Source organism: Microbacterium sp. TWP3-1-2b2, assembly GCF_049896145.1.
Classification (GTDB): domain Bacteria; phylum Actinomycetota; class Actinomycetes; order Actinomycetales; family Microbacteriaceae; genus Microbacterium.
Genome location: NZ_JAFCTS010000002.1, coordinates 168,932 through 194,335, shown reverse-complemented (window position 1 = coordinate 194,335; position 25,404 = coordinate 168,932). Strand labels below are relative to the sequence as shown.

The window sequence follows — 25,404 nt, the reverse complement described above, 5'->3', positions numbered from 1 at the left end:
GGAACCATGACCGTCCATCCTCTCGAATCTCGCCCGTGGCTCGACTCCTATGCGGAAGGCGTTCCCGCGGAGATCGAGGAGCCGACGCAGACTCTGCCGGAGATGATGTCGGCGAGCGTGAAGGCGTTCGGCAGGCGTCCGGCCCTCTCGTTCTTCGGCGCTGTCACGACGTACCGGGACCTCGGGGAGCAGATCGATCGCGCCGCAGAGGGGTTGCGGCGACTCGGAGTCGGTAAGGGCGACCGAGTCGCACTGGTACTGCCCAACTGTCCGCAGCATGTCGTGGCCTTCTATGCGACGCTTCGGCTCGGGGCGATCGTGGTCGAGCACAACCCGCTCTACACCCCGCGTGAGCTGCGGCATCAGTTCGAGGATCACGGTGCGCGCGTCGCCGTCGTGTGGGACAAGGCCGTTGATGTGGTCGACGGCCTTCCCGCAGACCTCAAGGTCGAACACATCGTGAGCGTCGACATCACCACCGCGATGCCGATCTCGAAGCGTCTGGCGCTTCGCCTGCCAGTGCCGAAGGCGCGTGCGGCCAGAGCGAAGCTGACCGGCACTCCGAAGGCGAGGCACCTCGTCGACTGGACGCAGCTGGTCGCTCACAAGCGGCTCTCGCGGCGCGTTGTCGGGCCGAAGCTGGGCGACACGGCGCTGCTGCAATACACGAGCGGGACCACGGGCACCCCGAAGGGCGCGATCCTCACGCATTCGAACCTCCGCGCCAATGCGATGCAGGGACGTGCGTGGGTGCCAGGGCTCGTCGACGGCGAGGAGACCTTCTACGCCGTGCTTCCGTTGTTCCATGCCTACGGCATGACGCTCTGCCTGACTTTCGCGATGAGCATCGGCGCGAAGCTCATCCTCTTCCCGGCCTTCGACCTGGGGCTGGTCACAGAGGCTGCGCGCTCGAATCCGCCCACCTTCCTCCCTGCCGTACCCCCGATCTACGACGCGCTGGCCCGCGCGGCTGCGCGCGGAACCATAGATCTCTCGACGGTCAGGTTCGCGATATCCGGCGCGATGAGCCTGCCTGTCACCACGGTGCAGCGTTGGGAGGAGGCGACCGGCGGCCTCCTGGTCGAGGGCTACGGAATGACCGAGACCTCACCGGTCGCGCTCGGCAATCCGATGGGAAGAACCCGCCGCCCCGGTACTGTCGGCGTGCCGTTCCCGAGTACTGAGATCCGTGTCGTCGACCCCGAGGACCCTTCCGTGGACATGCCGGCCGGGGAGCGCGGCGAACTCCTCGTCCGCGGCCCGCAGGTGTTCCAGGGATATTGGGGGCGGCCCGGCGACACCGCTGATGCGTTGCTCTCGGGCGGATGGCTCCGAACCGGCGATATCGCAGAGGTCTCAGCAGATGGGTTCGTGACGATCGTCGACCGGCTCAAAGAGCTCATCATCACCGGCGGGTTCAACGTGTCTCCCAGCGAGGTGGAGGACGCGCTCGAGGCGCATCCCGATGTGGACGCGGCGGCCGTCGTGGGCCTTCCGAGGTCCAGCGGGGGCGAGGAAGTCGCGGCGGCCATCGTCCTCCGAGAGGGAGCCGCTCTCAACGCTGATGCGCTGCGGGACTTCTGCCGCACCCGACTCACCCCGTACAAGGTTCCCCGACGCGTCGTCGTCGTCGACGAGCTCCCTCGATCGCTCATCGGCAAGGTGCTCCGTCGCAAGGTGCGGGAACAGCTGCTCGCGTAGACGGGAGCGGTGCTCAGGAGGTTGCCGGGTCCGCGAGGTGGCGTCGGCGCGTTCGGGGTCGGGCCGGCGGCAGTTCGGGTCCGGCGACCGTCGCGCCGACGCGGTTGACGAGCTCACCGATGCCCTCGATGGACATGGCGACGACATCACCCTCCCTGAGAGGAGGCGGGGTGAGTCCTTGGTTGCGCCCCCACAGCTCGCCGAGGCATCCGCCGTTACCCACTGTGCCCGACCCCAGAACATCGCCAGGGACCACCCGCGAGTTTCTCGACGCGTAGGCCACAAGCTCAGGGAATGGCCATCCCATGTTCGCGATGAGGTCCTCGCCGACCTGTTCGCCGTTGACCCGGACTTCGGCGCGGATCTGCAGGAATCCTTCCTCGTCGAGATACTGCTCGAACTCGTCGGCGGTCACGATCCACGGTCCCAGTACTGTGCCGAAGTCCTTGCCCTTGGCAGGGCCGAGTCGCACCTGCATCTCGCGAGCTTGAAGATCGCGGGCCGACCAATCGTTCATGATCGTGTACCCGAAGATGACGGATGCCGCTTCCGCAGCAGTGAGATTCGACTCCCCCACTGCGGGTGCGGCGCCGATGACCGCCGCCAGCTCGAGCTCGAAGTCCAGCCGCTCGGTGACGGGTGGGTGAAGCTCTTGGCCCGGCGCGTGGACGGTGTGCGGGTTGGTGAAGTAGAACGTCGGCGCCTCGTACCACTCGGGTGCGACGTGACTCTTCCCTTCCACTCCGGCGGAGACTCCCTCGACGTGCTCTTCGAACGTGACGAAATCTCGGATCGAGGCGGGAACGAGCGGGGCCAAGAGCACCACGTCCGCGAGCGGCACTGCCGAAGCATCCGATTCCCGCAGCTGGTGAAGGATCTGCTCGTGATCCTCTCGCGCTCGCCCGAGGCCGCGGGCGAGAGTGTCGGCGACCGTCGCGCCGTCCGCGAAGGCCACCACCCGGTCTCCGATGACGAAGCCCTCACTCAGGTCTCCGTTGTGTGTCCAGCGGGCGATCCTCATATCGGGGTCTCCATTCGGTCCGTGATCCGGTGCTGTGCCGCGAGGACGGCGACAGGATGCTCAGGCATGGCAGTCAAGGGGCCGCATTCCGTTGTATTCGTACATGTCCTGCCAGGCTCTCGCGACGTCCGGTTCGACTTCGTCGAGTTCTGCGAGGGCGCGATGCAGGTTCCCGACGATGCGCTCCTGCTCCTTGAGGTCGCCGAACCGCGTCAGATCGAGGGCGCGAGCTGCTTCCAAGGGGCCCAGACCGACTTCACGGGCCTCCGTTGCCGCATCGATGAGGAAGTGCAGGTAATCGGTCACCGGCTCGAAGAGCTCGGGACCGCCCACCGGCCCATGCCCGGGAACGACGGTCTGCGGCTCGAGAGCCGCCATCTGCTCCAGGGCACGCAGCCACCCCGCCGGCGACCCCGACAGCGCGAACGGCGTTCCGCCGTGAAAGACCAGGTCTCCGGTGAAGAGCACTCGCTCCTCGGGGAGCCAGACATACGCATCGCCGCGAGTATGGGCGGCTCCTCCTGGGTGGCGCACCTCCACACGACGTCCGCCCGGATCGATGGTCACAGCGTCGTCGAAGACGAGGGTGGGGATGCGCGGCTCTGCCAGGCCTTGTTCGAAGGGCTGGAAGATGTGCGGGGCGAGTGCATGCGGCCTTTGCAGGTCATCGGCGACTGTTCGATGGGCGATGATCTCGGCATCGGGCAACAACGAAGTGCCGTTGCAGTGATCCGGGTGCGAGTGGGTGAGCACCACGCGTCTCACCGGCACCTCTGACACGCGTTCGATCGTGCTCAGATACTCGCGCGTGCGCCGTTCCGTCGACGTCACATCGACACTCGTTGCACCATCAGTCCCGATGATCAAGCCCATGTTGTTGATCATCCAGCCGCCGTCGGGCTGGATGTACGCCCACACTCCCGGCGCGAGCTCCTGCATGCTCGGGGCCGCGGTCACGATCCGGAGTCCTTACGGAACGGCGGCAGGGTCAAGAGCACGACAGCGGCTACCGCCATCATCGACGCGGCGACGATGAGCGGGATGCTGTAACTACCTGTGGCGTCGAACGCGAAGCCCGCCATCACGGGCCCGAAGGCGCTGCCGATCATGAAGACGCTGTACACGATGCTGTACAGCGCCCCGAACGCGCGCGGGCCGAAGTACCGCGAGCTGAGGTATGACATCAGGTCGATCTCGGCGCCGAACCCGATGCCGATGAGGAGTGCGGTCAACGGTGCTGCACCGGGTCCGGCCCACAGGAGCACCAGGCATCCCAGTGCAGCGGCGACGAACAGCGGAACGGCGACGTGAGTCGCGTTGAAGCGATCAAAGAGCCAGCCGATCACCGGACGAGCGATCACGGTGCCGACACCGACGAGCGACGACAGGAATGCCGCCCGCACGGGGTCGACACCGGAGTCGATGAGAAGCGGCACAAAATGCGGAATCATCGTCAGCAGCGCCCAGCCCAGCAGGAAGAAGACGACGCACAGGCTCCAGAATTCGCGGCGGCGGACCGCGGTGCGTAGCGTGAGCCCGGGAAGAGTCGAGCGGTCGATCGCAGCGACGGCGGCCGGCGCGCTCAGCCGCGCGAAGAACACGAGCACGAATGGCAATGCCGCCAGCACCGCCATCGTCAGGTAGGCGGCACGCCAGCCACCGTTGGCGACCACCACGCCCATGAGCGGAGGCAGGAGCAGTCCTGCTGTTCCGAGCCCACCCGCGACGATTCCCAGCGCGATGCCGCGGTTCTTGTTGAACTTCTCGACGACCGCCTTCGAGTAGGTGACGGCCGACGTGCCGGCGCCCAGCAGCCCCGCCATGGCATAGAACGACAGGAAGGTCATCAAGTTCGACGTCAGAACGCTCAGCAGCGTCAGTACGACGACGAACAGCGGGAGCGAGACCAAGGCGACGCGCTTGACCCCATAGCGATCAAGTAGCTTGCCCACGAACGGGAGCGCAGCAGCCAGACCGAGCGAACTGACCAGGGAGGCGAGGTTGATCTCGCCGCGTCCCCACCCGAACTCCTCCTGGAGCGGCACGACGAGCGTGCCGAGAATGTACCCCAGCGCGCTCAGGCCGACACCGGCGCCGATCGTGCTGAACACGAGTGTCGGCCATCCGCGTCGGAACTCGCCCACGACCTTCTCTTCTACGGTCAGTGACTGTGTCATGTGCGTTCCTCTTTCGACGTTGAAGGTCGCGCTCCGGCGCTCGGGTTGCGCAACGATCAATCGTCACAGCCGGGTAGTATTCATGCAATCCCGTCTTTGGCATGGTCTTTATCCATCGCGTGGATACTACGAGGAGATCCCATGGCTGCCTTCGACTTGAATCTCCTGCGACCACTGCTGGTGCTGCTGGAGGAACGCAACGTCACCCGAGCAGCGGCGCGTCTGCATCTCAGCCAGCCCGCGACTTCTGCGGCGCTCGCGCGACTGCGACGCCATTACGACGATGACCTGCTGGTGCGCGCCGGCCGGATCATGCATCTCACCCCCTTCGCGCGTGACCTGCTGCCGGCGGTGACCCATGCGGTCGCAGAGCTGACACCGGTCGTGGACCGCAAACTGAGTTTCGATCCGACTCGCACCGAGCGCAGATTCGTCATCGGAGCGACCGACTACATGACGGCGATCCTCGCCGGCCCGCTGCTACGGACTCTTTCCCAGGACGCTCCCCGCGCATCGGTCGACTTCGCACCGCAACCGGTACGTGACGGGACTCTTGCGCCCTACAGCCATCTTGATCTCATCGTCGGGCCTGTCGGATTCAACCTCCCTGGCCGCAGCAAGGAGCTCTTCACCGACGATTTCGTGCTCATCGCGGATCCGGACAATCCCGTGCTCTCCGGACCCGATCCGACCGTCGCCGACCTCTCTTCCGTGCCGCACGCCGTCGCGTACCTCAACGACCCCGACCACGACCACGTGCAGGACCTCCTACGTCGAGCTGGAGTCGACTACATCGTCGGCGCTCGGCTCTTCGGCCTCGCCGCGCTACCGCTCCTCGTCTCGGGAACGGACATGGTCGCAATGGTTCCGCGGATGCTGGCGGCCAAGGCCTCTCGCACGCTTCACCTCTCCGTGTTCGAGCTCCCCGAAGACATGACGCTACCGATGACCGAATGCGTGTACTGGCACCCGCGCGACGAGGACGACCCCGCGATCGCGTGGCTCCGGGACGCTCTCACCCGAACTGCCGGTTCGCTCTCACGAGAGCCCAGCTGGCCCTCACCGCGGACACTCCCCCATTCTCAGCCAGTGTGATCGGTCAGTGTGATTGTGCGGCGAGGGCCGCGGTGTCGATGTGGGCGATGGAGCGCGTGTCCTGGAAGGCGCGGATGCCTTCGATGCCCTGCTCGCGACCCATGCCGGACTGCTTCATGCCGCCGAACGGTGCCCGCAGGTCAAGGCGGGTGGCGCCGTGGTCGTTGACCCAGACGTACCCGCACTGCAGCTGCCCGCCCACGCGGTCGGCAGTGTCGGCGTTCGCGGTCCAGACCGAACCGCCGAGGCCGCCCCAGGAGTTGTTCGCCGCCGCGATCGCCTCGTCCTCGTCGGTGAAGGGGAGGATCGGGATGACGGGGCCGAACTGCTCTTCGGTGACCACGCGCAGGGAGGGGTCGGGGTCGACCACGATCGCGGGACGCAGGAAGTTGCCGCCGGCGAGGTCGCCGCCCGGGAGTTCACCGAACTCGCGGACGTCGGCGCCGGCATCCTTCGCCTCCTGGATCAGAGCCTCGACGAACGCCTTCTGCACAGGGGAATGCAGCGGGCCCATCGTGGTGCCCTCTTCGAGCCCGTAACCGATGACGGTCTTCTCCAGGCGCGCGGTGAGACCGGTGACAACCTCATCGAGCCGGGAGTCATGCACGTAGACGCGCTTGGCGTTCATGCAGATCTGACCGGTCGTGTCGTAGATCGCGGCGAACAGGCGGTCGAGGTGAGTGTCGTCGAGGACAGCATCTTCCAGCACCACGGCTGCGTCGTTGCCACCGAGCTCCAGCGTCACTCGCGTAAGAGAGTCCGCGGCCATCTGCATGATCCGCTTACCGCCGTTCACCGATCCGGTGAAGCAGACCTTCGCGACGTCGGTGTTCTGGATCAGACCGGCCATGTTCGCGTCCCTGCCGGTGACGACATTCAGCACACCGGCGGGGAGTTTCTCCGCGATCCGCTGCACGACGCGGGTGAGCGCCAACGGAGCCGAGGGCGGCGGCTTGACGATCGCCGTGTTGCCCGCCAGCAGCGCGTGCGGCAACGCGGCACCGAGGATGGCGATCGGCCAGTTGAACGGCACGATCAGTGTCACCACGCCGAGAGCCTGGTACGACACCGTCGTCTCGACGGGGATACCGGGGGCGACCGGGAGAACCTTGCCAGTGTCGACGTCGTCGGCGAGCATAAGGGCGAGGTTCCAGCGAATCTCGAAGACGAGGGAGTCGACCCAGGCTTCGAGGCGGACCTTTCCGTTCTCCTGAGAGAGGATCGCGGCGTCCTCGTCTCGTGCCTCGGCGATGCCGGTCAGAGCATCGGCCATGAGAGCGGCCCGCTCGGTCGCCGACAGTGCCGACCACGCCGGGAAGGCGGCCTTGGCGGCGGTGACCGCATCGGACACATCCTCGGCCGTAGCGGCTGCCGCGTACCCCACCACGACGCCCGGTTTGCCCGGATCGGCCACGGCCAGCGTGTCTGCCGCCTCTCGCGCGACACCACCGATGAACAGTCCGGTCCGGACTGCGTTCACTGTCTCAGTCATAACGATCCTCTCTTGATGGGTGGAAGTTCGGCACGGATCCCGCCCATTGCGGGTACCGGCCTTTGCATAGCGCGCGATGACACGAGGTACTCCATCGACTTCGTGGAGCTGTGGACGAGTGGGCGGAACCCGCCTCCGGGCTCGGCGCCGGGATCATCCGGTGCGAGATATGCTGCGCGCAATTCTGCGGAGATTCGCTCCGCTGCCTTGCGCAATATGGAGATGATGGACGCCGGGTCGGTCTCATCGTTCGGGACCACGACGGCCACCGCGGCCACCACGGCACCTTCGGGGCCGCGCACGGGTACCGCGATGCCGCGGGCATCGACGTGAATGTACCCGTCCGCGACGACGAAGCCGTCATGACGAGCTTTGGCAAGCAGAAGCCGAAGAGCAGCGGAATCGTGCGGCGTGGAAGCAGTGAAGCGTTCACGCTCTGAGCTGAGGTACGCCTCCTGGGCATCGAGAGGGGCGTGCGCGAGCAGCACGAGGCCGCTGGCGGACGCGTGAAGCGCCAGCCGACCGCCGACGAGGGTGGCATTGACGACCGCGTCCTTCATCGAGAGGCGTTCGACGAACAGCACCTCCGATCCGCTGAGGACTCCCAATTGCGTGTGCTGTCGCACCGACGCATGGACCTGCTGCATGTGAGGCAGCGCGACTTCGCGCAGGCCGAGCGCGCCCGGCGTGCGTGCCGCAAGCTCCCAGAGACGCACGCCGAGCCGAAAGGTGCGATCGTCGAGGCGCTCGATGAAGCGGTGCTCTTCCAGCTCTGCCACCAGGCGATGCGCCGTGGAGATCGGGATGCCGCTGCGGCGCGCGATCTGCGAGAGCGTGAGGAAAGCGGCATCCGCATCGAAGGCATCGAGAATCGCCAGATGCCTGCTCAAGCTCGATCTGCCCGATGATCCGTGTGCCATGTCCCGGAACATAGCACGGGTGTTCTTCCATTCATACAAACTCTTGCCATCAATGGAATAGCTCGACCACACGCGGAACTCGGCAGGTAGCTTCGCCTCATCCCGTCGATGACGACCAGGAAGGGGCCGATGATGCCGGCATCACAGACCGAACGCGACAATACTCTCGTGGTTGCGGCGAAGAACGTCGTGGCCGAAGGACTCGTCGCGCTCGAGTTCGTGCGGCCGGACGGAGGCAGACTCCCGGATTGGACTCCCGGCGCACACATCGACGTCGTGCTCGGCGACGGCTTCGTCCGGCAGTACTCCCTGTGCGGTGATCCGTTCGACAGTCGCCGTTATCGGGTCGCCGTGCTCAGGGAGCAGGGCAGTCGTGGCGGCTCGCACTACATCCACGACAGCCTCGAGGTGAACGATCGCGTCGGCTTCGGCGGCCCCCGCAACAACTTCGCCCTCGTACCCGCCCCTCGGTACTCGTTCATCGCCGGCGGCGTCGGCATCACGCCCGTGCTTCCGATGCTGCGCATGGCGGACCAGATCGGCGCGGAATGGCGCCTGCTGTACCTTGGCCGCAGCCGACGCTCGATGGCCTTCCTCGATGACTTCTCGGGCGAGGAGCGTGTCGACGTCCACGCTGCTGATGAGAGTGGCCGTGCCGACCTCGCGGCGTGGATCCGCGAAGCTGATTCCGATTCGAAGATCTATGTCTGCGGCCCGTCCCGTCTCCTCGACGCCGTCGAGGAGACCACCCGCGATCGCCGCCCCGGCTGGGTGCGCATGGAACGGTTCACCGCTCGCGAGCAGGAAGCCCCCGCCCGCACCACGGCATTCGACGTCGAACTGCGCGCGTCGGGTCTTGTCGTCACTGTTCCGCCTGAGGCGACCATCGTCGATTCGGTCCGCGCAGCCGGCGTCAAGATACTCACGTCGTGCAGCAAAGGCGTCTGCGGCACGTGCGAGGCGAGTGTCATCTCGGGCGAGCCCGACCACCGTGATTCGCTGCTCACCGACGCCGAGCGCGAGATCAACGACTGCATGTTCCCCTGTGTGAGCCGTTCCCGCAGCGACCGCCTCGTCCTCGACCTCTAGACGAATGAGACTCCCATGACCACGACGACCACTCGAGCGATCCCCGTTCTCGATGATGACCCGTTCACGGAAGAGAGCCTGCGCGACCCGCTGCCGTTCCAAGAGCGTCTTCGGGAAGCCGGATCCGTCGTCCTCCTCGAGAAATACGACGTATACGCGATGGGGCGCTACGACACCGTTCACACCGCTCTCCTCGACTGGCAGAGCCTCCAGTCGAGTGCGGGCGTCGGGCTCAGCAACTTTCGTTATGAGAAGCCGTGGCGACCGCCGAGCCTGCTTCTCGAAGCAGATCCACCGCATCACAACGCGCCGCGCGCAACGCTCGAGAAGATCCTCAGCCCGCGCGCGATCCGGCGCATGACGCCCGCATGGGAACAGGACGCGCACGATCTTCTCGATGAGGTGCTCAGCGGGCCGCGCGAGTTCGACGCTGTCCCTGCCCTCGCCGAGGTTTACCCGCTCCGGGTCTTCCCGGATGCCGTTGGCCTGCGCGAAGAGGGCCGAGACGCACTGCTCCCCTACGGCAATCATGCCTTCAACGCATTCGGACCCGCGAACTTCCTGGTCGTAGAAGGTGCTCCGCACACACAGAGCCTTTCGGCCGCTGTTGCTCAGATGTGTGCGCGCGGCCAGCTTGAGGAATCAGGGTTCGGCGCGGACATCTGGGCGGCATCCGATCGCGGAGACATCTCCGTCGATCAGGCCCCCTTGATCGTTCGCTCATTGCTCACGGCGGGCGTCGACACGACAGTGCACGCGATCGGCGCGATGATCTACGCCCTGGCATCCAATCCCGCGCAGTGGGAAGCACTCAAGGCCGACCCGTCGCTGGTCAGGACCGCCTTCGACGAGGCGATCCGGCTCGAGTCCCCCGTTCAGACGTTCTTCCGCACGGCGAAGAGCGATGTGGAGATCGACGGGCACCTGATCCCGGAGGGCAAGAAGGTCCTGATGTTCCTGAGCTCGGCCAACCGTGATCACCGCCGCTGGGACGCCCCGGATGCGTTCGATCTGACCCGCGATCCCTCAGGGCACGTCGGCTTCGGCATGGGAATTCACCAGTGCGTAGGCCAGCATGTCGCCCGGCTCGAAGCCGCGAGCCTGATAGGCGCGATGGTCGAGCGCGTCGACACCATCGAGATCGCCGGTCCCACAGAGCGTCATCTCAACAACACGTTGCGGGCTTGGCATTCCCTACCGGTCAGGGTGACGCTCCGGTAGCCCTGCGGCCCGCTACCGCCACACGTCGGCGGCGATCTCGACCACCGAGCGCACCTTCGCCCACTGCTCGTCTTCGGTGAGGGTGTTGCCCTCCTCCGTCGACGCGAACCCGCATTGCGGGCTCAGCGCGAGCTGCTCGAGAGGTGCGAAACGAGTAGCTTCCTCGATGCGCCGCTTGACGGCATCAGGATCTTCCAACTCCCCGGACTTGCTGGTGATGAGCCCGAGCACGACTCGTTTGTCGCCCGAGGGAAGGAAGCGCAGCGGTTCGAAACCTCCGGCGCGCTCGGTGTCGTACTCGAGGAAGTACCCGTCGTAGTTCGTCGCGCCGAGCAGCTGCTCCGCGACGGGCTCGTAGCCTCCCGACGAGATCCAGGTGGAACGGAAATTTCCCCGGCACACATGAGTCGTGACGACGAGGTCGTCAGGTTTTCCTTCGAGAATGCGGTTGAGCAGGCGCGCGTAGCGGTCGGCGATGCCATCGGTCGGAACGCCGCGTTCTCGGGCCTTGTCGACTTCGACCTCGCTACACAGGTACGCCCAGGCCGTGTCGTCGAACTGCACGTACCGCGCACCGACGTCGTACAGACCCTGAAGCGCATCCCGGTAGGTGGTGACCAGGTCGTCTTCGATCGCCTCATGGCCACCCGGGTACACGTCGTTGTCGATGTGCGCCCGCTCGACCCGGAAGTCGAGCACGGTGGGGGCCGGGATCGTGAACTTCGGGGTGACACCCGCCCGCTCGGCCTCCCCACGAAGATGTGCGAAGTGGTCGAGGAACGGGTGCGTCGAGGGGAAGCGGATCGGACTGGAGATATGGATGCCTCGAGGCTTGGTCTGCACGGCCTGGAATTGGATGCCGTGATCGACCTCGACGATGTCGACGCCGTCGAGCATCCCGAAGAAGTCGAAGTGCCACCATGAGCGGCGCAGTTCCCCGTCGCTCGCGACCTTCAGACCGATATCCGCTTGCTTCGCGACCAGGTCCGCGATCGCATCGTCCTCCGTCTCACGCAACGATGCGGCCGGGAGACCGCCTGCGGCATAGCGGTTCCGCGCCTCGGCGACAGTGCGCGGGCGGAGGAAGCTTCCGACGATGTCGGCGCGGAAGGGAAGGGAGGCATCAGTGCTCATCTGGCTGATGTTACCGACCGTCCTCGCCGGATCCAGATCTCGGTTACGCCGTGCGACACTCCGGCGCCGCGAGTTGCGGAGGTGGATGCCGGCGCATCCACCTCATCGCGGCCATCAGTTCTTGCGGTAGTTCTCTCGAGCGAAGGAGGAGTACGGCGCGGGGTACACCGTCGCACGGATATCGATCTGACGATGCGGCTCGACCGCGGGTTTCGTCGAGTTCGGCTCCTCGCCCCACACCACCACGACCTCGGTTCCCGGCTCGGCGTGGGCGGCGTCGAGGCTCGCGAGCGAGGCGAAGACCTGCTCCCCCGTGATGTACCCCGCGTCGTGCGAGATGCCGACCGCAATGCCATCCGCGAGCACGCGGTCGACCTGGTACACGCCGTAGCGGGCCTTCGGGAACTCGATGTACTTCGCCGGGATGCCCGGTTCGTACAACGACCGCTGCGCAGCAGCGAGGTCTTCCGGGTTCCACACCAGTGTCACCTTCGTCAGCTGATTGGTGGCCGCGTGCTTCTCGAGCGCTGCCCGTCCGATGAAGTCATGATCGAAGGCGACGCTGCGACCGTAGCCGAGATCGTAAGGCGTGAGGTAGTAGTGCTCGATGTCGTCGGACGTGAAGCTTCCCGCCAGCGAGCCGAGGCGGTTCGCCGGAAGCCATCGGAGGTATTCAGCCGTGCCCTCGCCGGTGAAGATCGCGGGCAGTGGGGATGGCACCCACGCCGATTCGAGGTTTGCAGAGGAGTACGCCTTCGCGCCGACGAGCACGAGATCGAACTCCGCTCCCGCCGCGATGATGGCGTCGCGAATCTGCTCACCCTGATCCCCCGGCCCGAACAGCTCGAAACCGGGCTGTCCTGCCATGCCGTGCCGCAGCGAACGCACTTCGACTCCGTCGATCGTGAATTTCGCCATGTGGAAGAACTTGGTCTGCGGCACCGGCGCGCGCGTCAGCTTCTCCATCAGTGCGAGCGCGTTCGGCCCCTGCAGCTCGTACCGGTACAATTTCGGCGCAGCCCCCGGCTCCCGCATCAGAGAGTTCGCGTCGCGCTCGAAAGTGACGTCGTAGTCACCGGTCTCGCCGATGTACTGGACCCAGTCGAGCACCATGAACCAGCCGACCAGATCGAACAGGTCCTCCTCGAGGTGGAAGAGGATGGCATCGCCGATCAGATATCCCTCGTGGTTCACTGCGATGAACTGCTTGGCCTTGTCGACATCGAAACTCTCGAAGCTGTTCACTCCGGTGTCCCTCAGCAGGCGCAGCGCATCCGGGCCCGAGATGAACAGGTCCGTCATGTGGTGCGACTGATCGAGCAGCGCAACGCTCTGACGCCATGACAACTGCTCGGAACGCCAGTTCGTGAATTCCGGCGTGACGGGGAAGATGGTCGGTCGCGATTGCGCGTTGCGCAGCAGCTCGACGGCGTTGCCGGTGCTGGCGATCGCTTCCGCGGCGGTTTCGGGCATGAGAACTCCTTCGTTCGACGACGGGATGCGCAGGCATCCATCGTTCATGTTAGTAATCATGATTTCTTTCCCGCGGCAATCCACATAAGCTCTGCTTATGCCCAGCGAAGCAGTGCTAAGCCAGCGCACCAGACTGGCCAGCGCATGGATCTGAACCTGGTCAGGGTCTTCGTGGCGGTATACGAAACACGGAGCCTGACGACGGCAGCAGCTCGGTTGTTCGTGACTCAGCCGGCGGTCAGCCAGGCGCTCGGCCGGTTGCGGCGCGAGCTCGACGATCCTCTCTTCGAGCGCGAGGGGCGTGTCATGCGTCCGACGCCGCTCGCCGACAGCCTGTCCGCGGATTTCCGCGGTGCGATCGCGAGCATCGACCGAGCGATCGACACCGTGCACGGTTTCGATCCGTCGCACTCCCGTCGACTGGTGCGCATCGCCTTGTCGGAACTCGGCGAGATCGGCTGGCTGCCGGCGATCCTTGCCGCGCTGCGTTCGCGGGCGCCGCACATGCGACTCGAAGTCGTTCCCCTCGATGTCGACCTCCTCCCCGAGTGGCTCTCCCGCGGAACGGTCGACCTCGCCGTGACAACGACCCACATACCGGGGATGTTCGAGAGACGCGTGCTGAAGTCACAGGCGTATGCGGTCGCGATGTCCGCCTCGAATCCCCTCGCGCATGGCACGCTCGATCTCGATGCGTATGTCTCGGCATCACACATCATTGTCGGGGGCGACTCCGGCGCGCCCGTGCTCGCGATGGCCCAGCGCCGCGCAGGAATCTCGATCGAACCGACCGTCGCGCTGCGCCACATCGCGACGCTGCCACCCGTGCTCGCCGCCAGCAGCGAGCTCATCGCGAGTGTGCCCGACACGATCGCCGAGGGATGGGCGACGACCTGGCCGCTCGTCGTCCGCCCGCTCCCGTTCGACATGCCTCGGGTCGACATCGCCCTCTACCGACGCTCGACGACACAGCACACCGCGGCGCTCGACTGGCTCTATACGACAGTCGCCCGGGCGATCGAGGGCTCATCCGGCCAGTTCTTCGTCATCCACGGAGACACCGACGCCCGGCCCGCGTCTGGATGACAGGCGCAAGATCGGGTCAGTTCCGGATGCTGTCGGTGAAGCTCAGCAGATGTCGGACGAGTTCCTCAGGTTCAGTGATCATGGGGAAGTGTCCGGTGGCGATCTCGACGACTTGCCAACCAGGCGACTCTCGCACACGTCGGCGGATCGGGTCGATCGTCGGATAGGCCGGCTCATTGCAGTCCACGAACAGTCGCGGCAATGGTTGCAGCAGCGCCTCATCGTAGTGAAGGGGCTCTCGGTACATGCCGAAGGGGTGGGGAACGTGCCTGCGACGCAGCCATTCGACGTCGGCGTCGTTCAGAGCGAAGCCGACCGCGGGGTCCGGCGGCGGTAACGCATTGCCGTGCTGGGCCGCGGCCGCGATGCGTGCTGCGGCGATCTCGGGTGGGTGCGCAACGCCCCACCCTTCACCGGGAAGGGGCGCCATCGCGTCGACATATGCGAGCCCGCGCAACGGGGACACGGGACGCGATTGGAGCGCTGCCGCGGCACCGGTGACCACCATTCCGCCATAGCTGTGGCCGATGAGGACCGCGTCGTGGAGTTCCTCTGCTTCGATCAGGGCGAGGACGTCGTCGATGTGACTCTGCAGGGTGATGTCTGGGCGGCGAAGGTGCGCCCGCTCGCCGTCGCCGGTGAGTGTGATCGCGTGCACTTCGTAGCCCGCGTCCCGCAGCGGTGCGAGGACGCGGCGCCACACCCACGCACCGCCCCAGGCGCCGTGCACCAGGACAAGGGCGGGTTTCGTTGCGGGCGCAGCGTCTTGGATTCCGGTGACCATGTCGGTTCCTAGCGTTTCGGGTTGCTGACGACGAGGTGTCCGACCGCGGTGTTGGATGCGGGTACGTGATAGAACCGGTGGTCCAGTTCGGGAGCCTCTCCTCCGAACTGGTCATCCATCGCGCCGCGGGCGATGAGCCAATCGACGAGCTCGATGCCCTCCGAGCCCGCCTCATCGACGTACTCCATGTGCGACCACTCAGTCAGCCCTTTCGGGTCAGCGATCAGATGATCGAGGAACGCGTTGTCCCACTCCTCATTGATCAGACCCGCACGCGGCCCCTGCAGCTGGTGGCTCATCCCACCGGTGCCCCAGATCTGCACGTTGAGCTCCGGGCCATCCCATTTGTCCAACGCGCGACGGATCGCCTTGCCGAGTTCGTAGCAGCGGCGTCCGGACGGAACCGGGTACTGCACGACATTCACCGGCAGCGGGATGACCTTGCACGGCCACTCCTCGACATCGCCGAAGACGAGTGACAGCGGCACTGTGAGCCCATGGTCGACGACCATCTCGTTGACGAGGGTGAGGTCGAAGTCATCCTGGATCACCGACTGCGCGATGTGAGCTGCGAGCTCGGGGTATCCCTTGACGTCCGGCACAGGGCGGGGGCCGTAGCCCTCATCCGCGATCGGGTAATGCTCACCCGTGCCCAGCACGAACGTCGGGATGATGTTCGCGTCGAACGCGGTGGCGTGGTCGTTGTATACCAGGATCACGACGTCAGGAGTGTTCTCCTTGACCCACTTGCGCGTCCAGGCGTACCCGTCGAAGACCTTCTTCCAGTACGGCTCCTCGGTCTTACCGAGATCCATCGCTGCACCGATAGCCGGCACATGCGAAGTGAACAGCGCAGAAGTGAACCTCGCCGGTGCATCCGGACGCATCGCCTCAGATTTCTCCGTCGACGGAGGCGTCCAGCCATCCAAGTCCTTGAGGCGATTGCCCTCCGGCCGGCGTCCGCCACTGACCATCATGTCCCGGTAGGCGGCCTCACTCATACCCGTCATGGAACCGGCCATCTGCTGGACACTCAGACCCAGTGTCGCGCCGATCTTCACGAGGAAATAGATATTCCCGCCCTCGGCGATCATGGCGTTCAGATCCATGTCCAACACGGCCTGACGCTGCACGGGATTGAGCGGCCACTCGTCCAGGTAGGCCGCCTGGTCAGCAAGGAACCGCTCGCGATTCTCCGCTTTCATCAACGACATCGCGAACTGGTTCAGATGAAAACCCTTGCGGGCCTGCTCCGCATCGAACACCGTCGTCCCCGGAACATCCCTGTACGACAAGTCAAGTGCCATGACAAAACTCCTCCATCAATGCGCCGGAGACCACGGGGACGAATGCCCGTTCTCGGCATCCGTCCCCGTCAGGTCATCAGATCAGAGCGCCCCGGTCGAACGCCATCCACCGTGGTACTCGGTGCGAGCGGTCTCCGCATACGGAACCGGACTGATGACCGCGCGCACTGCGATCTGCTCATGCGGCTCGACCGTGGTCTTCCCGGATCCGCCGTCAGGCTCGCCCCAGACGACGCGAACCTCGGTGCCGATCGGAATGTCGCGATCAACGGTGGCGAGCGACAGACCACGCCTCTCATTGGCGCTCACGCCGGTGAAGAGCGAGAGGCCGACGTTCGTTCCGTCGGCGTCGATCACGGCGTCGTAGTTCGAGGACCCGTAGTTCGCGTTGGGCAGATCGAAGAACTGGTATGACGGTCCTTCTCGATCGATGATGTTGGCGAGGATCTTCGACAGGTCCTCGTTGTTCCACGCAAGGGTGACCTTCTTGCGCTGTGACTCAGGATCAATCTTCTCGAGCGCGTCACGGCCCACGAAATCGTGGTCGAACTTGACGAACGAGCCGTAGCCCAGTTCCCACGGATTCAGGTAGTAATCCTCGATGTTCTCGGACACGAAGGAGCCTGCGAGGGCGTTGGTCGCCTCGTAGCTGTTCGCCGGAAGCCATTCGCGGTAGGCGCGCTCGCCATCGCTCGAGTACACCGCGGGAAGCGGCGAAGGGATCCAGCCCGACTCCAGCGTGTTCGACGAGTAGGCACGCGAGCCGCACGGCTCGATGCCGAATTCCGCGCCGGCCTGCAGGATCGCATCGCGGATGCGGCCATGCTCGGCGTACGGGCCCCAGATCTCGAGACCGGGTGCCCCTGCCATGCCGTGGCGCAGCGTGCGCACATTCATCCCGTCGACCTCGATGTGGCCCATGTGGAAGAACTTCACCTGCTCGACAGTCCGCCCGGCAAGCTTCTCGATGATCGGCCAGGCGTTGGGGCCCTGGATCTGGAATCGGTAGTAGTCGCGGTGCACTGCCTCACCGTACGGACGAGACGGCGAGCGGTCGTCATACTGGAACTCGACGTCGTAGCCGCCGGTCTCCGCGTGGAACTGGAGCCAGTTCGCCGCGGGCGCGCGTCCGACGTACACGTACTCGCCTTGCGCCTCGTGGAAGAGGATGCCGTCGCCGATGACGCCGCCGTTCGACGCGGTCGGAACGAACTGCTTCGCCGTGTTCACGGGGAAGTTCGCGAAGCTGTTGATTCCGGTCTCGCTCAGAAGACGCAATGCGTCTGGGCCCTTCACGAAGAAGTTGACCATGTGGTGCGTCTGATCGAACAGCACCGCGCTCTCTCGCCACGACTTCTGTTCACGTCGCCAGTTGGAGAACTCCGCCGGCACGACGGGGTAGATGTACGTACCCAGACGCGAATTGCGGAGCAGCTCGACGGTGCTCCCCTTCTCGTCCAGCAGTTCCTGCAGATTGCCTGCCATGACAGCCTCGACTTCCTTGTCTGTAGAGGATTGTGAGAGCCATCATATGGCTATGCATTTACCTATGTCTAGAGGTAAACACCCCGATCTTCAGATCATCGCGGAGCCGCATCCGGCGAGGGAACGATTACCGGATGCTCCCCACCCAGCCGCTCCAGCAGTGCGAGGCCCTGCCGCGCCCACTCGATCTCGACGCGCGCGCGATTGACGAGCCCCTCGTAGGCGAAGCGCTTGTACGCGGTGGTCCGCTCGTAATCCTCGGGTGCCGTGACCGCGAGTCGGCGGACGAGCATCGGGCTGGTCAGCTCATCCGTCTGACGAATCTGACCTTCGAACTGCGCCAGTTCGTTCGCCCACTCGACGATGTGTCTCTGCAGGAAGTCGCGCACCGCCTCGGGGGTGGCTGCTTCGAGATACGCCGCGCGCAGGCGCGCGGGATCTCTGAACCGCTGGTACTCCAACGGGGCGGACATCCACTCGAGAAACGTCGTCTGACCGAGATCTGTGACGTGATAGAGGCGGCGCCTGCCCCGCTCGCCGCGGGTCTGCTCCTCGGCCTCGACGAGTCCGTCTGCCTCCATCCGTCGCAGCTCGGGGTAGATCTGAGAATCAGGCGCGTACCAGACGTGCCCGACAGACTCGGAGAACTGTTTGGCGAGTTCGTAGCCGGACAACGGCCCGACTCGGAGGATCGCGAGCAAGGCCATGCGCAGACTCATCGGACTTCCTTTTCTGCTTTTCGTCCCGTGCGGTGGGAGAGCACCATCACGATACCCGTAGGGATGCTCCCCCACACTCACGTCCGTTCCGCCTAATCCCACGTATCGGCGGATGCGTATCCCTTGCCGTTGTACTTCTGCACGACAACATTCGAGACGGCCGGGAGACCGTCCTCAGTGGTGTCGACGACGGCACCCTCGAGCATGAGAGGAGCGGTGTACCCGCTGATCGAACGGAGCTGCTTCATGAAGTCCGCGCGCGTGGGCTCGGTCATCTTCCCGAACACCTGTTCCAACGTCGCCCCGACCTGGTACGACCATACGCAGTGCGGGAACGCCGGCGCGTCAGGGTAGTCGGCGTACTCCTTCAGATCGGCGAGGAAGGCTGCGCCCTCCTCACTGTCGGCGAAGGTCGGCGCCGCAGAGGACTGTGCGAAGGCCACGGTGTACACGCCCGGGAAGGCCGATGCCCCACCGGGCTCGAGGATCGCGCTCGGGCTGGACGTGTTCGACGGCAGGAACCAGTTGGGGAGCCAACCGATCTCCTGCGCCTTCTGCAACGACGAGATCACCAGTGGAGTGATGGACATCGCGTTCACGAACACATCGGCACCGGTCGCTGCGAGCTCGGTCAGCTGAGCATCCACGGACGTGTCCGTGGCTTCATACGTGAGTTCCTTCACGATCTCGATGTTGTCGGCCCCCTCGATGCCGACCTTGAATCCTTCGACGTAGCCTTCGCCGAAGTCGTCGTTCTGCGACAGGATCGCCACCTTGTGATCCTCGGATGACGACGCCAGCAGCTCACCGAAAGCCTGCCCCTCGTTCTGGTAGACCGGCACGAAGCCGAGCTGCCAGGGACTCTGCTCGGCGTCGCTGAAGATCGGGTCACCCGTCATGACCAGCGCCTGCGGCACCTCGTCATCGATGGCCGCCTCTCGCCACGCGCGGTTCGTCGGTGTTCCGAGTCCCGCTGTCATAGCGAAGACGCTGTCCTTGAGCTGCTCGAAGTTCGCTGCGGCCTTCTGCGGGTCGTAGGCGTCATCGAGCGCCTCGATCTCGACGGTGCGAGTCTTTCCGTCTCCGAACTCGACACCGCCATCGGCGTTCTTCGCGCCGAAGTAGGCGGTGATGCCTGCGACGGTGCAGGTCCCGGGGCCGGCGGTCCCGCCGGACAGCGGTGTCGTGATGCCGAGCGTGATCGAGTCGTCGGTGATACCGGGGCTGGATGCTGCACCATCGCCATCGCCGCCGCCGCCGTCTCCGCCTCGGCTGCATCCGGCTGCGAGCAGGGCGACGATGCCCAGCCCGGCGACGATCGAGATCGCCCGCGTCCTATTACTGCGGTGTGTACTCATGTGCCTTGCCTCTCTCTACTGCGTGGGTTCGTGGATGATGAACGTCGACGGCGCCATATCCGCGGCAGCGATACGAGGCCGCCGGGCAGGACGAAGAGCACGAGGAGCAGGATCGCCCCTTGGAGCGCCGCGGTGAGGCTGGGATCGATGACGTTCGTCAACTGCGGCGCGAGCACGTAGTACGCCCCGCCGATCAGCGAGCCGATGATGCTGCCCGCGCCTCCGATCACCATCGACGCGACCAGCGTGATCGAGTGGCCGAAGCTGAGGGTCTCGGGAGAGGTGTACTGGACGACGACCATGTAGAGGAACCCGCTCACGCCGCCGAGAAGCGAGGCCAGTGTGAACGCGAGCACCTTGTACCGATAGGGCGAGATCCCCATCGAGGCCGCGACGGACTCGTTGCCCTTCACGATCGCGAATGCTCGTCCGTACTTGCCGTGCACCAGGTTGCGGGTGAGCAGGAACGCGATCCCCGCGATGAGAAGCACGATGTACAACTGCCATTGGTCGTCGTACAGACCCGTCCACTCCGGAGCGGAGGTGAACCGTGCAGACATGCCCTGCGAGCCACCCGTGAACTCCGACAGACGTTTCGCGAGCGGCACGCCGACGATCGGCAGAGCGATGGTCACCATCGCGATCGCGAGTCCACCCAGGCGCGCAGCGGCGAGCGCGACGAGGAGCCCCACCGCCGCGGGGATCACGCAGGCGAGCGCGAAGACGACCACGATGTTCCATCCCTGCGAGACACCATACGCGGTGACGTACGCGCCCAGGCCCAGGAAGAAGATCTGACCCAGGGAAACGGTGCCGGTGTAGCCCATCACGAGGTTGAGGCCGAGCACAGCGACGGCGAACACTCCGATGCGCGCGATCGTCGTGTTCGCGAAATCCGGCAGGACCAGCGGCAGCACGATCATCGCGACGATGAGAAGGACGATGCCCGCCCTGCGGACCCAGGGCTTGCGGAAGAAGATCGAAGCAGCAGACATCAGACGCGAACCACGGCTTTCCGGCCGAACAGGCCCTGGGGTCGGATGATGAGGATGAAGAAGATGAGCAGGAACGGCACGGCGATCTTCAGATCATGTCCGATGAACGGCACGTACACCGCGGCCAGATTCTCCAGCACCCCGATCATCCATGCCGCGACGATCGCTCCGACCGGGCTCGACAGACCGCCGATGATCACGGCCGCGAGTGCGTACACGAGAGCAGTGTCCATCATTCCCGGAGTCAGTGTCAGTGCAGGCGCGACCAGCGCGCCCGCGACGGCTCCGAGGCCTGCTGCCAGCCCCCATCCCACCATCAGCAGACGTCCGACATGCAAGCCCGAGTACGCCGCCGACTCGGGGCTGATCGACACCGCTCGCAGGGCAAGCCCGAGCTTCGTGCCGAGGAACAGCGCCTGAAGCAGAACCATGATCACCACGACCACCAGGATCGTGCCCAGCGAACGCACGCTGATGACGGCGCCGGCGACCGTGATCGTCTCCAAGGGGAACAGCGACGGGAGCATCCGGTTGTTGTACGTCCAGATCCATGCGCACACGCCGGTGACGAGGGTCAGCAACCCGATCGTGACGACGACCGCGGTATCGGGGTCACCGCCCTCGAACCTTCGGATCAGGTACCTCTCGACGACCGCTCCGATCACGAACGACACGGCGATCGATGCGACGATCGCGAGGATCAACGGAAGTCCGAACTGCGTCAGCTGCCACGCGATGTACGCCGACAGCACCGCGAGTCCGCCCTGGGCGAAGTTGATCAGGCCGGTCGCCTGATTCACGAGCACGATCGCCAGAGCAAGCGCCCCGTAGATCGAGCCGGCCGAGAGCCCGTCGATGACGAGCTGAATGAAACTCCCCACGAGTCAGCCTCCCAGATACGCGCGGCGGATCGCGTCCATGCCTTTGAGTTCCGCCGTCGGCCCGGTCAGTACGCTGCGCCCTGTCTCGAGCACGGTCGCCGAGTCGACAAGAGTGAAAGCCAGATTCGCGTTCTGCTCCACGACGAGCATCGAGATGCCCGACTCGACGCGCAGGCGCTGAATCGAGGCGTACACGTTCTTCGCCGTGCTCGGCGCAAGACCCAGCGACGCCTCGTCCAGCAGAAGCAGTCGTGGCCTCGCCATGAACGCACGCGCCACCGCCAGCATCTGCTGCTCTCCGCCGGACAACGCCGATGCGTTCGAGCGGATGCGCTCTTCCAGCTGGGGGAACAGTTCGAGGCAGTAATCGATGTCCGCAGCGATCCCCTTGCGGTCCTTGCGCGTGTAGGCTCCGACGCGGAGATTCTCACGGACGGTGAGGTCGCCGAGCGTTCCCCGACCTTCCGGAACGTGCGCGATGCCGATCCCGGCCACTTGGTCCGGTCGCATCCCGCGGATGTCTCGCCCGTCGAAGCGAATACTTCCGCCCGCGCGGATCGCGCCGCTGATCGCCCGCAACGTCGTGGTCTTCCCGGCGCCGTTCGCACCGAGGATTCCCACCGCTCCCGCTTCCGGGACGCTCAGCGAGACCCCGTCGAGCACCTGGACGGGTCCATAGAACGCGGTGACGTCGGTGAGCTCAAGCAGCGTCATCGGTGACGTCCTTTCCGATGTAGGCCTCGATGACTCGCGGATCGGACTGCGCCTCGGCGGCAGTGCCCTCCATGAGTTTGCGTCCGTGATCGAGGACCACGACCCGATCGGTGACAGCAGCGATGAGGCCCATGTTGTGCTCGACGACGACAACCGTCATATCGTCTTCGTCGCGCAGGCGACGGACAGTGGCGATGAGTTGCTCCACTTCGGAATGCGGAAGTCCTGCTGCCGGCTCATCCAGCAGCAACAGGCGTGGTCTCATCAGCAGCGCCCGGCACAGCTCGATCCCCTTGTGCAGGCCGTGCGAGAGCTCATCCGCCTGCAGATCCGCCGCCCATCCCAGGCCGTTGCGCTCCAGAAGAGCCAGCGCTTCCTCACGCAGAGCTCGCTCGGAGCGAGAAGTGCGCGGCAGACGCAGGGACCACTCTGCAGCACCACCGGGAAGTCGCGTGTGCGCCCCGAGCAGCACGTTCTCCAGCACCGTTTCGTGCAGTTGCAACGCGGGATGCTGGAATGTGCGGGCGAGCCCACGCTTCGCCAGCGTTGCAGGACGGGATCCTCCCACCTCCGCGCCATCGATCATGATCGATCCCGCACTCGGGCGGTAGTGACCGCTGATGCAGTTGAACAGCGAGGTCTTCCCCGCGCCGTTCGGACCGACGAGCCCGAGGATCTGTCCTGGCTCCGCGGTGAACGCGACTTCCTGCAACACCTGGATGCCCGCGAAATGCAGGTTCACGTCCTCTAGGGTCAGTCGAGCGGCCATGCTCACCTTTCGCGTCATTGCGTGGGTTGGCGTACAGGGGACGGCGGAACCTTCGTGGTTCCTTGGCGAAGGCCGTTCTGGAATGAGCGTACCTATGCCGATAGGTATTGACAATAGTCAATATGCGAAATCGGCTAGGGCCGATCCGTGAAGACTATGGTCTGGTTTCCCTGGCGAATCACACGATCTTCGGCGTGCCACTGCACGGCTCGGGACAGGACCGCGCGTTCCACGTAGGCGCCGCGGGCCTGCAGATCGGCAGCCGTCATCGCGTGGTTGACCCGAGCGATGTCCTGCTCGATGATCGGCCCCTCGTCGAGATCCTTCGTCACATAGTGCGATGTCGCGCCGATCAGCTTGACGCCTCGCTCGCGGGCCTTCCGATAGGGGGCGGCCCCGATGAACGCGGGCAGGAACGAGTGGTGGATGTTGATGACGGGCGCCGCGACTTCGTCGAGGAAGCCCTCACTGATGATCTGCATGTATCGTGCCAGCACGACGAAGTCGACATTCCCCTGCAGCAGCTCGAGGATCCGTGCCTCAGCCGCCGACTTGTCCGCGCCCTGCGACGGGACGTGGAAGAACGGGATCCCGAACGAGCGCACGTCTTCGGCGACATTCGTGTGGTTGGAGATCACCATCGGGATCGTCACGGGCAATTCACCCCTGCGGTGGCGCCAGAGCAGTTCCAGCAGACAGTGGTCGGACGTGGATGCGAGGATCGCCATCCGTTTCGGAATGGATTGATCGGTGAGCGTCCACTCCACCCCGAATGGGATGAGAGTCCTCGCCAGATCGGCCTCGATCTCCTCGATCGCGACTTTCAGATCCTCCCGATGGAACACGACGCGCTGGAAGAACTCCGCTTCCTCCGTCTTGTCGGAGTACTGATCAAGCGTCATGATGTTGCCGCTGTTCCTGGTGATCAGCGCTGCGATCGCTGCGACCAGTCCTGGCCGGTCTGGTCCGTGCACGACGAGGCACGCGTGGTCGATGAGTGATTCGACGGTGTGGGTCATTCGACTGGCTCCGTAGTCATTCCGCTGCCTCCCCGACAATCGTTTCGAGTCAGGCCCGCGCAGTGAACTGGTTCGCCCAGTCGGCTGTGGCCTTGAGCCCTCCGAATGTGTAGAAATGCAACTTGGTGTTGTCGGTCCCACCGGTTCGCGCTGCAGTATCGGGGTCGGCGAGCAGCCCCGACAGGTCGTTCACGAAAGTGTCGGGGCCCGCCGTTCCCATCAGGTTCGTGAGCGAGAACCCGTACTTCTTCACGATCATCGCGTTGGCGCCGATTCCGAACCGGCGCGCGAATCCGAGCAGCCGCTTGATGCCCGCGGGTCCGGGCGTTCCGATGCGGATCTGCGAATCGATCCCCCGGTCGCGGACTGCGGTGATCCACTCCATCACCGGGTCGGTGTCGAACGCGAACTGCGTGAGAATCACCGCGTCCAGACCTTGTTCCTTCAGTGCTGCGGACTTGGCCTCGAGGTGGCGCCACAGCACGTCGTTCTCGATGTCGGGATGACCTTCCGGATATCCCGCGATCGACACTTCCTTCACTCCGTAGCGCTGCAGCAGTCCGGTCTCGATCACAGCGAGCGACGAGTCGTACGGACCCTCCGGCGTGGCCGGGTCACCGCCGACCGAGAACACGTGATCCGTCGCCCCCACCTCTTGGAGCCGGCCCAGAAACTCCTCCAACTGACCCTGCGACGAGAGACGTCGCGCCGAGATGTGGGGAACCGGCACGAAACCGAAGTCTCGAACGGCCTTCGACGCGCTCACGCGCATCTCCAGATCCTCGTTGCCGAGAAATGTGACGTTGATCTTCGAGCCCTGCGGGATCGCGTCGCGCGCCTCTTCGAGACCGGGCACATCCTTCCCGGTCATCTCCAGGGAGAAGTTCTCCAGGAGCCTCACTGCGGGTGACTGATGAGCGGGGTCGATGTGTGCCACGGGCGGGCCTTTCCGTGTGGGATAGCG

General features: G+C 65.1%; 23 protein-coding genes. 5 read left to right on the top strand and 18 right to left on the bottom strand.

Annotated elements, in window-relative coordinates; genetic code table 11:
* Window positions 1–6 precede the first annotated feature (6 nt).
* Complete coding sequence (locus tag ACP7AR_RS16410; protein ID WP_426188170.1) at window positions 7–1,701, top strand: long-chain-fatty-acid--CoA ligase; 1,695 nt, start codon at window positions 7–9, stop codon at window positions 1,699–1,701.
* Window positions 1,702–1,714: 13 nt separating this feature from the next.
* Here ACP7AR_RS16410 and ACP7AR_RS16405 read toward each other — a convergent pair whose 3' ends face one another.
* The 3 genes from ACP7AR_RS16405 to ACP7AR_RS16395 are packed head-to-tail and all read right to left on the bottom strand — an operon-like array spanning window position 1,715 to window position 4,899.
* Complete coding sequence (locus tag ACP7AR_RS16405) at window positions 1,715–2,722, bottom strand: fumarylacetoacetate hydrolase family protein (RefSeq protein ID WP_426188167.1); 1,008 nt, start codon at window positions 2,720–2,722, stop codon at window positions 1,715–1,717.
* A 60-nt stretch (window positions 2,723–2,782) separates the two neighbouring features.
* On the bottom strand, window positions 2,783–3,679 hold the full coding sequence (locus tag ACP7AR_RS16400; RefSeq protein WP_426188165.1) for an MBL fold metallo-hydrolase: 897 nt from the start codon (window positions 3,677–3,679) through the stop codon (window positions 2,783–2,785).
* On the bottom strand, window positions 3,676–4,899 hold the full coding sequence (locus ACP7AR_RS16395) for an MFS transporter (RefSeq protein WP_426188163.1): 1,224 nt from the start codon (window positions 4,897–4,899) through the stop codon (window positions 3,676–3,678). Before ACP7AR_RS16395 ends, ACP7AR_RS16400 begins: the two co-directional genes overlap by 4 nt.
* Window positions 4,900–5,040: 141 nt before the next feature.
* Here ACP7AR_RS16395 and ACP7AR_RS16390 point away from each other — a divergent pair, with 141 nt between their 5' ends.
* Window positions 5,041–5,994 carry a LysR family transcriptional regulator gene (locus tag ACP7AR_RS16390; RefSeq protein WP_426188161.1) on the top strand — a complete coding sequence of 318 codons (954 nt, stop codon included), beginning with the start codon at window positions 5,041–5,043 and terminating at the stop codon, window positions 5,992–5,994.
* Between the two features lie 4 nt (window positions 5,995–5,998).
* Here ACP7AR_RS16390 and ACP7AR_RS16385 read toward each other — a convergent pair whose 3' ends face one another.
* Both ACP7AR_RS16385 and ACP7AR_RS16380 read right to left on the bottom strand, forming a co-directional pair.
* Complete coding sequence (locus ACP7AR_RS16385; RefSeq protein ID WP_426188159.1) at window positions 5,999–7,486, bottom strand: aldehyde dehydrogenase family protein; 1,488 nt, start codon at window positions 7,484–7,486, stop codon at window positions 5,999–6,001.
* Window positions 7,483–8,376 (bottom strand): IclR family transcriptional regulator, encoded by an 894-nt coding sequence (locus tag ACP7AR_RS16380; RefSeq protein ID WP_426188157.1) that lies wholly within the window; start codon window positions 8,374–8,376, stop codon window positions 7,483–7,485. Before ACP7AR_RS16380 ends, ACP7AR_RS16385 begins: the two co-directional genes overlap by 4 nt.
* Window positions 8,377–8,538: 162 nt before the next feature.
* Here ACP7AR_RS16380 and ACP7AR_RS16375 point away from each other — a divergent pair, with 162 nt between their 5' ends.
* Both ACP7AR_RS16375 and ACP7AR_RS16370 read left to right on the top strand, forming a co-directional pair.
* On the top strand, window positions 8,539–9,495 hold the full coding sequence (locus tag ACP7AR_RS16375; protein WP_426188155.1) for a PDR/VanB family oxidoreductase: 957 nt from the start codon (window positions 8,539–8,541) through the stop codon (window positions 9,493–9,495).
* Between the two features lie 15 nt (window positions 9,496–9,510).
* Window positions 9,511–10,716 (top strand): cytochrome P450, encoded by a 1,206-nt coding sequence (locus ACP7AR_RS16370; protein WP_426188153.1) that lies wholly within the window; start codon window positions 9,511–9,513, stop codon window positions 10,714–10,716.
* A 12-nt stretch (window positions 10,717–10,728) separates the two neighbouring features.
* On the opposite strand, the gene ACP7AR_RS16365 is transcribed toward ACP7AR_RS16370, so the two are convergent.
* Window positions 10,729–11,850 carry a 5-methyltetrahydropteroyltriglutamate--homocysteine S-methyltransferase gene (locus ACP7AR_RS16365; RefSeq protein ID WP_426188151.1) on the bottom strand — a complete coding sequence of 374 codons (1,122 nt, stop codon included), beginning with the start codon at window positions 11,848–11,850 and terminating at the stop codon, window positions 10,729–10,731.
* 114 nt (window positions 11,851–11,964) lie between these two features.
* Window positions 11,965–13,323: an aminomethyl transferase family protein gene (locus tag ACP7AR_RS16360; RefSeq protein WP_426188149.1), complete on the bottom strand. Its 1,359-nt coding sequence runs from the start codon at window positions 13,321–13,323 to the stop codon at window positions 11,965–11,967.
* A gap of 144 nt (window positions 13,324–13,467) precedes the next feature.
* Between ACP7AR_RS16360 and ACP7AR_RS16355 the strand changes: the two genes are divergently transcribed.
* Entirely contained in the window at window positions 13,468–14,409 is a 942-nt protein-coding gene (locus ACP7AR_RS16355; RefSeq protein WP_426188147.1) for a LysR family transcriptional regulator, read from the top strand.
* Window positions 14,410–14,425: 16 nt separating this feature from the next.
* On the opposite strand, the gene ACP7AR_RS16350 is transcribed toward ACP7AR_RS16355, so the two are convergent.
* The 11 genes from ACP7AR_RS16350 to ACP7AR_RS16300 all read right to left on the bottom strand — a co-directional run bounded on the left by ACP7AR_RS16350 (window position 14,426) and on the right by ACP7AR_RS16300 (window position 25,377).
* Window positions 14,426–15,193, bottom strand: coding sequence for an alpha/beta fold hydrolase (locus ACP7AR_RS16350; RefSeq protein ID WP_426188145.1), 768 nt, complete (start codon window positions 15,191–15,193; stop codon window positions 14,426–14,428).
* Between the two features lie 8 nt (window positions 15,194–15,201).
* On the bottom strand, window positions 15,202–16,500 hold the full coding sequence (locus ACP7AR_RS16345; protein ID WP_426188143.1) for a protocatechuate 4,5-dioxygenase subunit alpha/beta: 1,299 nt from the start codon (window positions 16,498–16,500) through the stop codon (window positions 15,202–15,204).
* An 81-nt stretch (window positions 16,501–16,581) separates the two neighbouring features.
* Entirely contained in the window at window positions 16,582–17,985 is a 1,404-nt protein-coding gene (ligM, locus tag ACP7AR_RS16340; RefSeq protein ID WP_426188141.1) for a vanillate/3-O-methylgallate O-demethylase, read from the bottom strand.
* Between the two features lie 95 nt (window positions 17,986–18,080).
* Window positions 18,081–18,704 (bottom strand): PadR family transcriptional regulator, encoded by a 624-nt coding sequence (locus ACP7AR_RS16335; RefSeq protein ID WP_426188139.1) that lies wholly within the window; start codon window positions 18,702–18,704, stop codon window positions 18,081–18,083.
* A 92-nt stretch (window positions 18,705–18,796) separates the two neighbouring features.
* Window positions 18,797–20,062 (bottom strand): ABC transporter substrate-binding protein, encoded by a 1,266-nt coding sequence (locus tag ACP7AR_RS16330; protein ID WP_426188137.1) that lies wholly within the window; start codon window positions 20,060–20,062, stop codon window positions 18,797–18,799.
* Window positions 20,059–21,057, bottom strand: a complete 999-nt coding sequence (locus tag ACP7AR_RS16325; protein WP_426188135.1) for a branched-chain amino acid ABC transporter permease — start codon at window positions 21,055–21,057, stop codon at window positions 20,059–20,061. The genes ACP7AR_RS16330 and ACP7AR_RS16325 overlap by 4 nt, the downstream gene beginning before the upstream one ends.
* Window positions 21,057–21,938, bottom strand: coding sequence for a branched-chain amino acid ABC transporter permease (locus ACP7AR_RS16320; RefSeq protein WP_426188133.1), 882 nt, complete (start codon window positions 21,936–21,938; stop codon window positions 21,057–21,059). Before ACP7AR_RS16320 ends, ACP7AR_RS16325 begins: the two co-directional genes overlap by 1 nt.
* A 3-nt stretch (window positions 21,939–21,941) precedes the next feature.
* Entirely contained in the window at window positions 21,942–22,652 is a 711-nt protein-coding gene (locus tag ACP7AR_RS16315; protein WP_426188131.1) for an ABC transporter ATP-binding protein, read from the bottom strand.
* A complete protein-coding gene (locus ACP7AR_RS16310) occupies window positions 22,639–23,421 on the bottom strand; it encodes an ABC transporter ATP-binding protein (RefSeq protein ID WP_426188129.1) in 783 nt (260 codons plus the stop codon). Before ACP7AR_RS16310 ends, ACP7AR_RS16315 begins: the two co-directional genes overlap by 14 nt.
* A 134-nt stretch (window positions 23,422–23,555) precedes the next feature.
* Window positions 23,556–24,440 (bottom strand): formyltetrahydrofolate deformylase, encoded by an 885-nt coding sequence (gene purU, locus ACP7AR_RS16305; protein WP_426188127.1) that lies wholly within the window; start codon window positions 24,438–24,440, stop codon window positions 23,556–23,558.
* 49 nt (window positions 24,441–24,489) lie between these two features.
* On the bottom strand, window positions 24,490–25,377 hold the full coding sequence (locus ACP7AR_RS16300; protein WP_426188125.1) for a methylenetetrahydrofolate reductase: 888 nt from the start codon (window positions 25,375–25,377) through the stop codon (window positions 24,490–24,492).
* Window positions 25,378–25,404 lie beyond the last annotated feature (27 nt).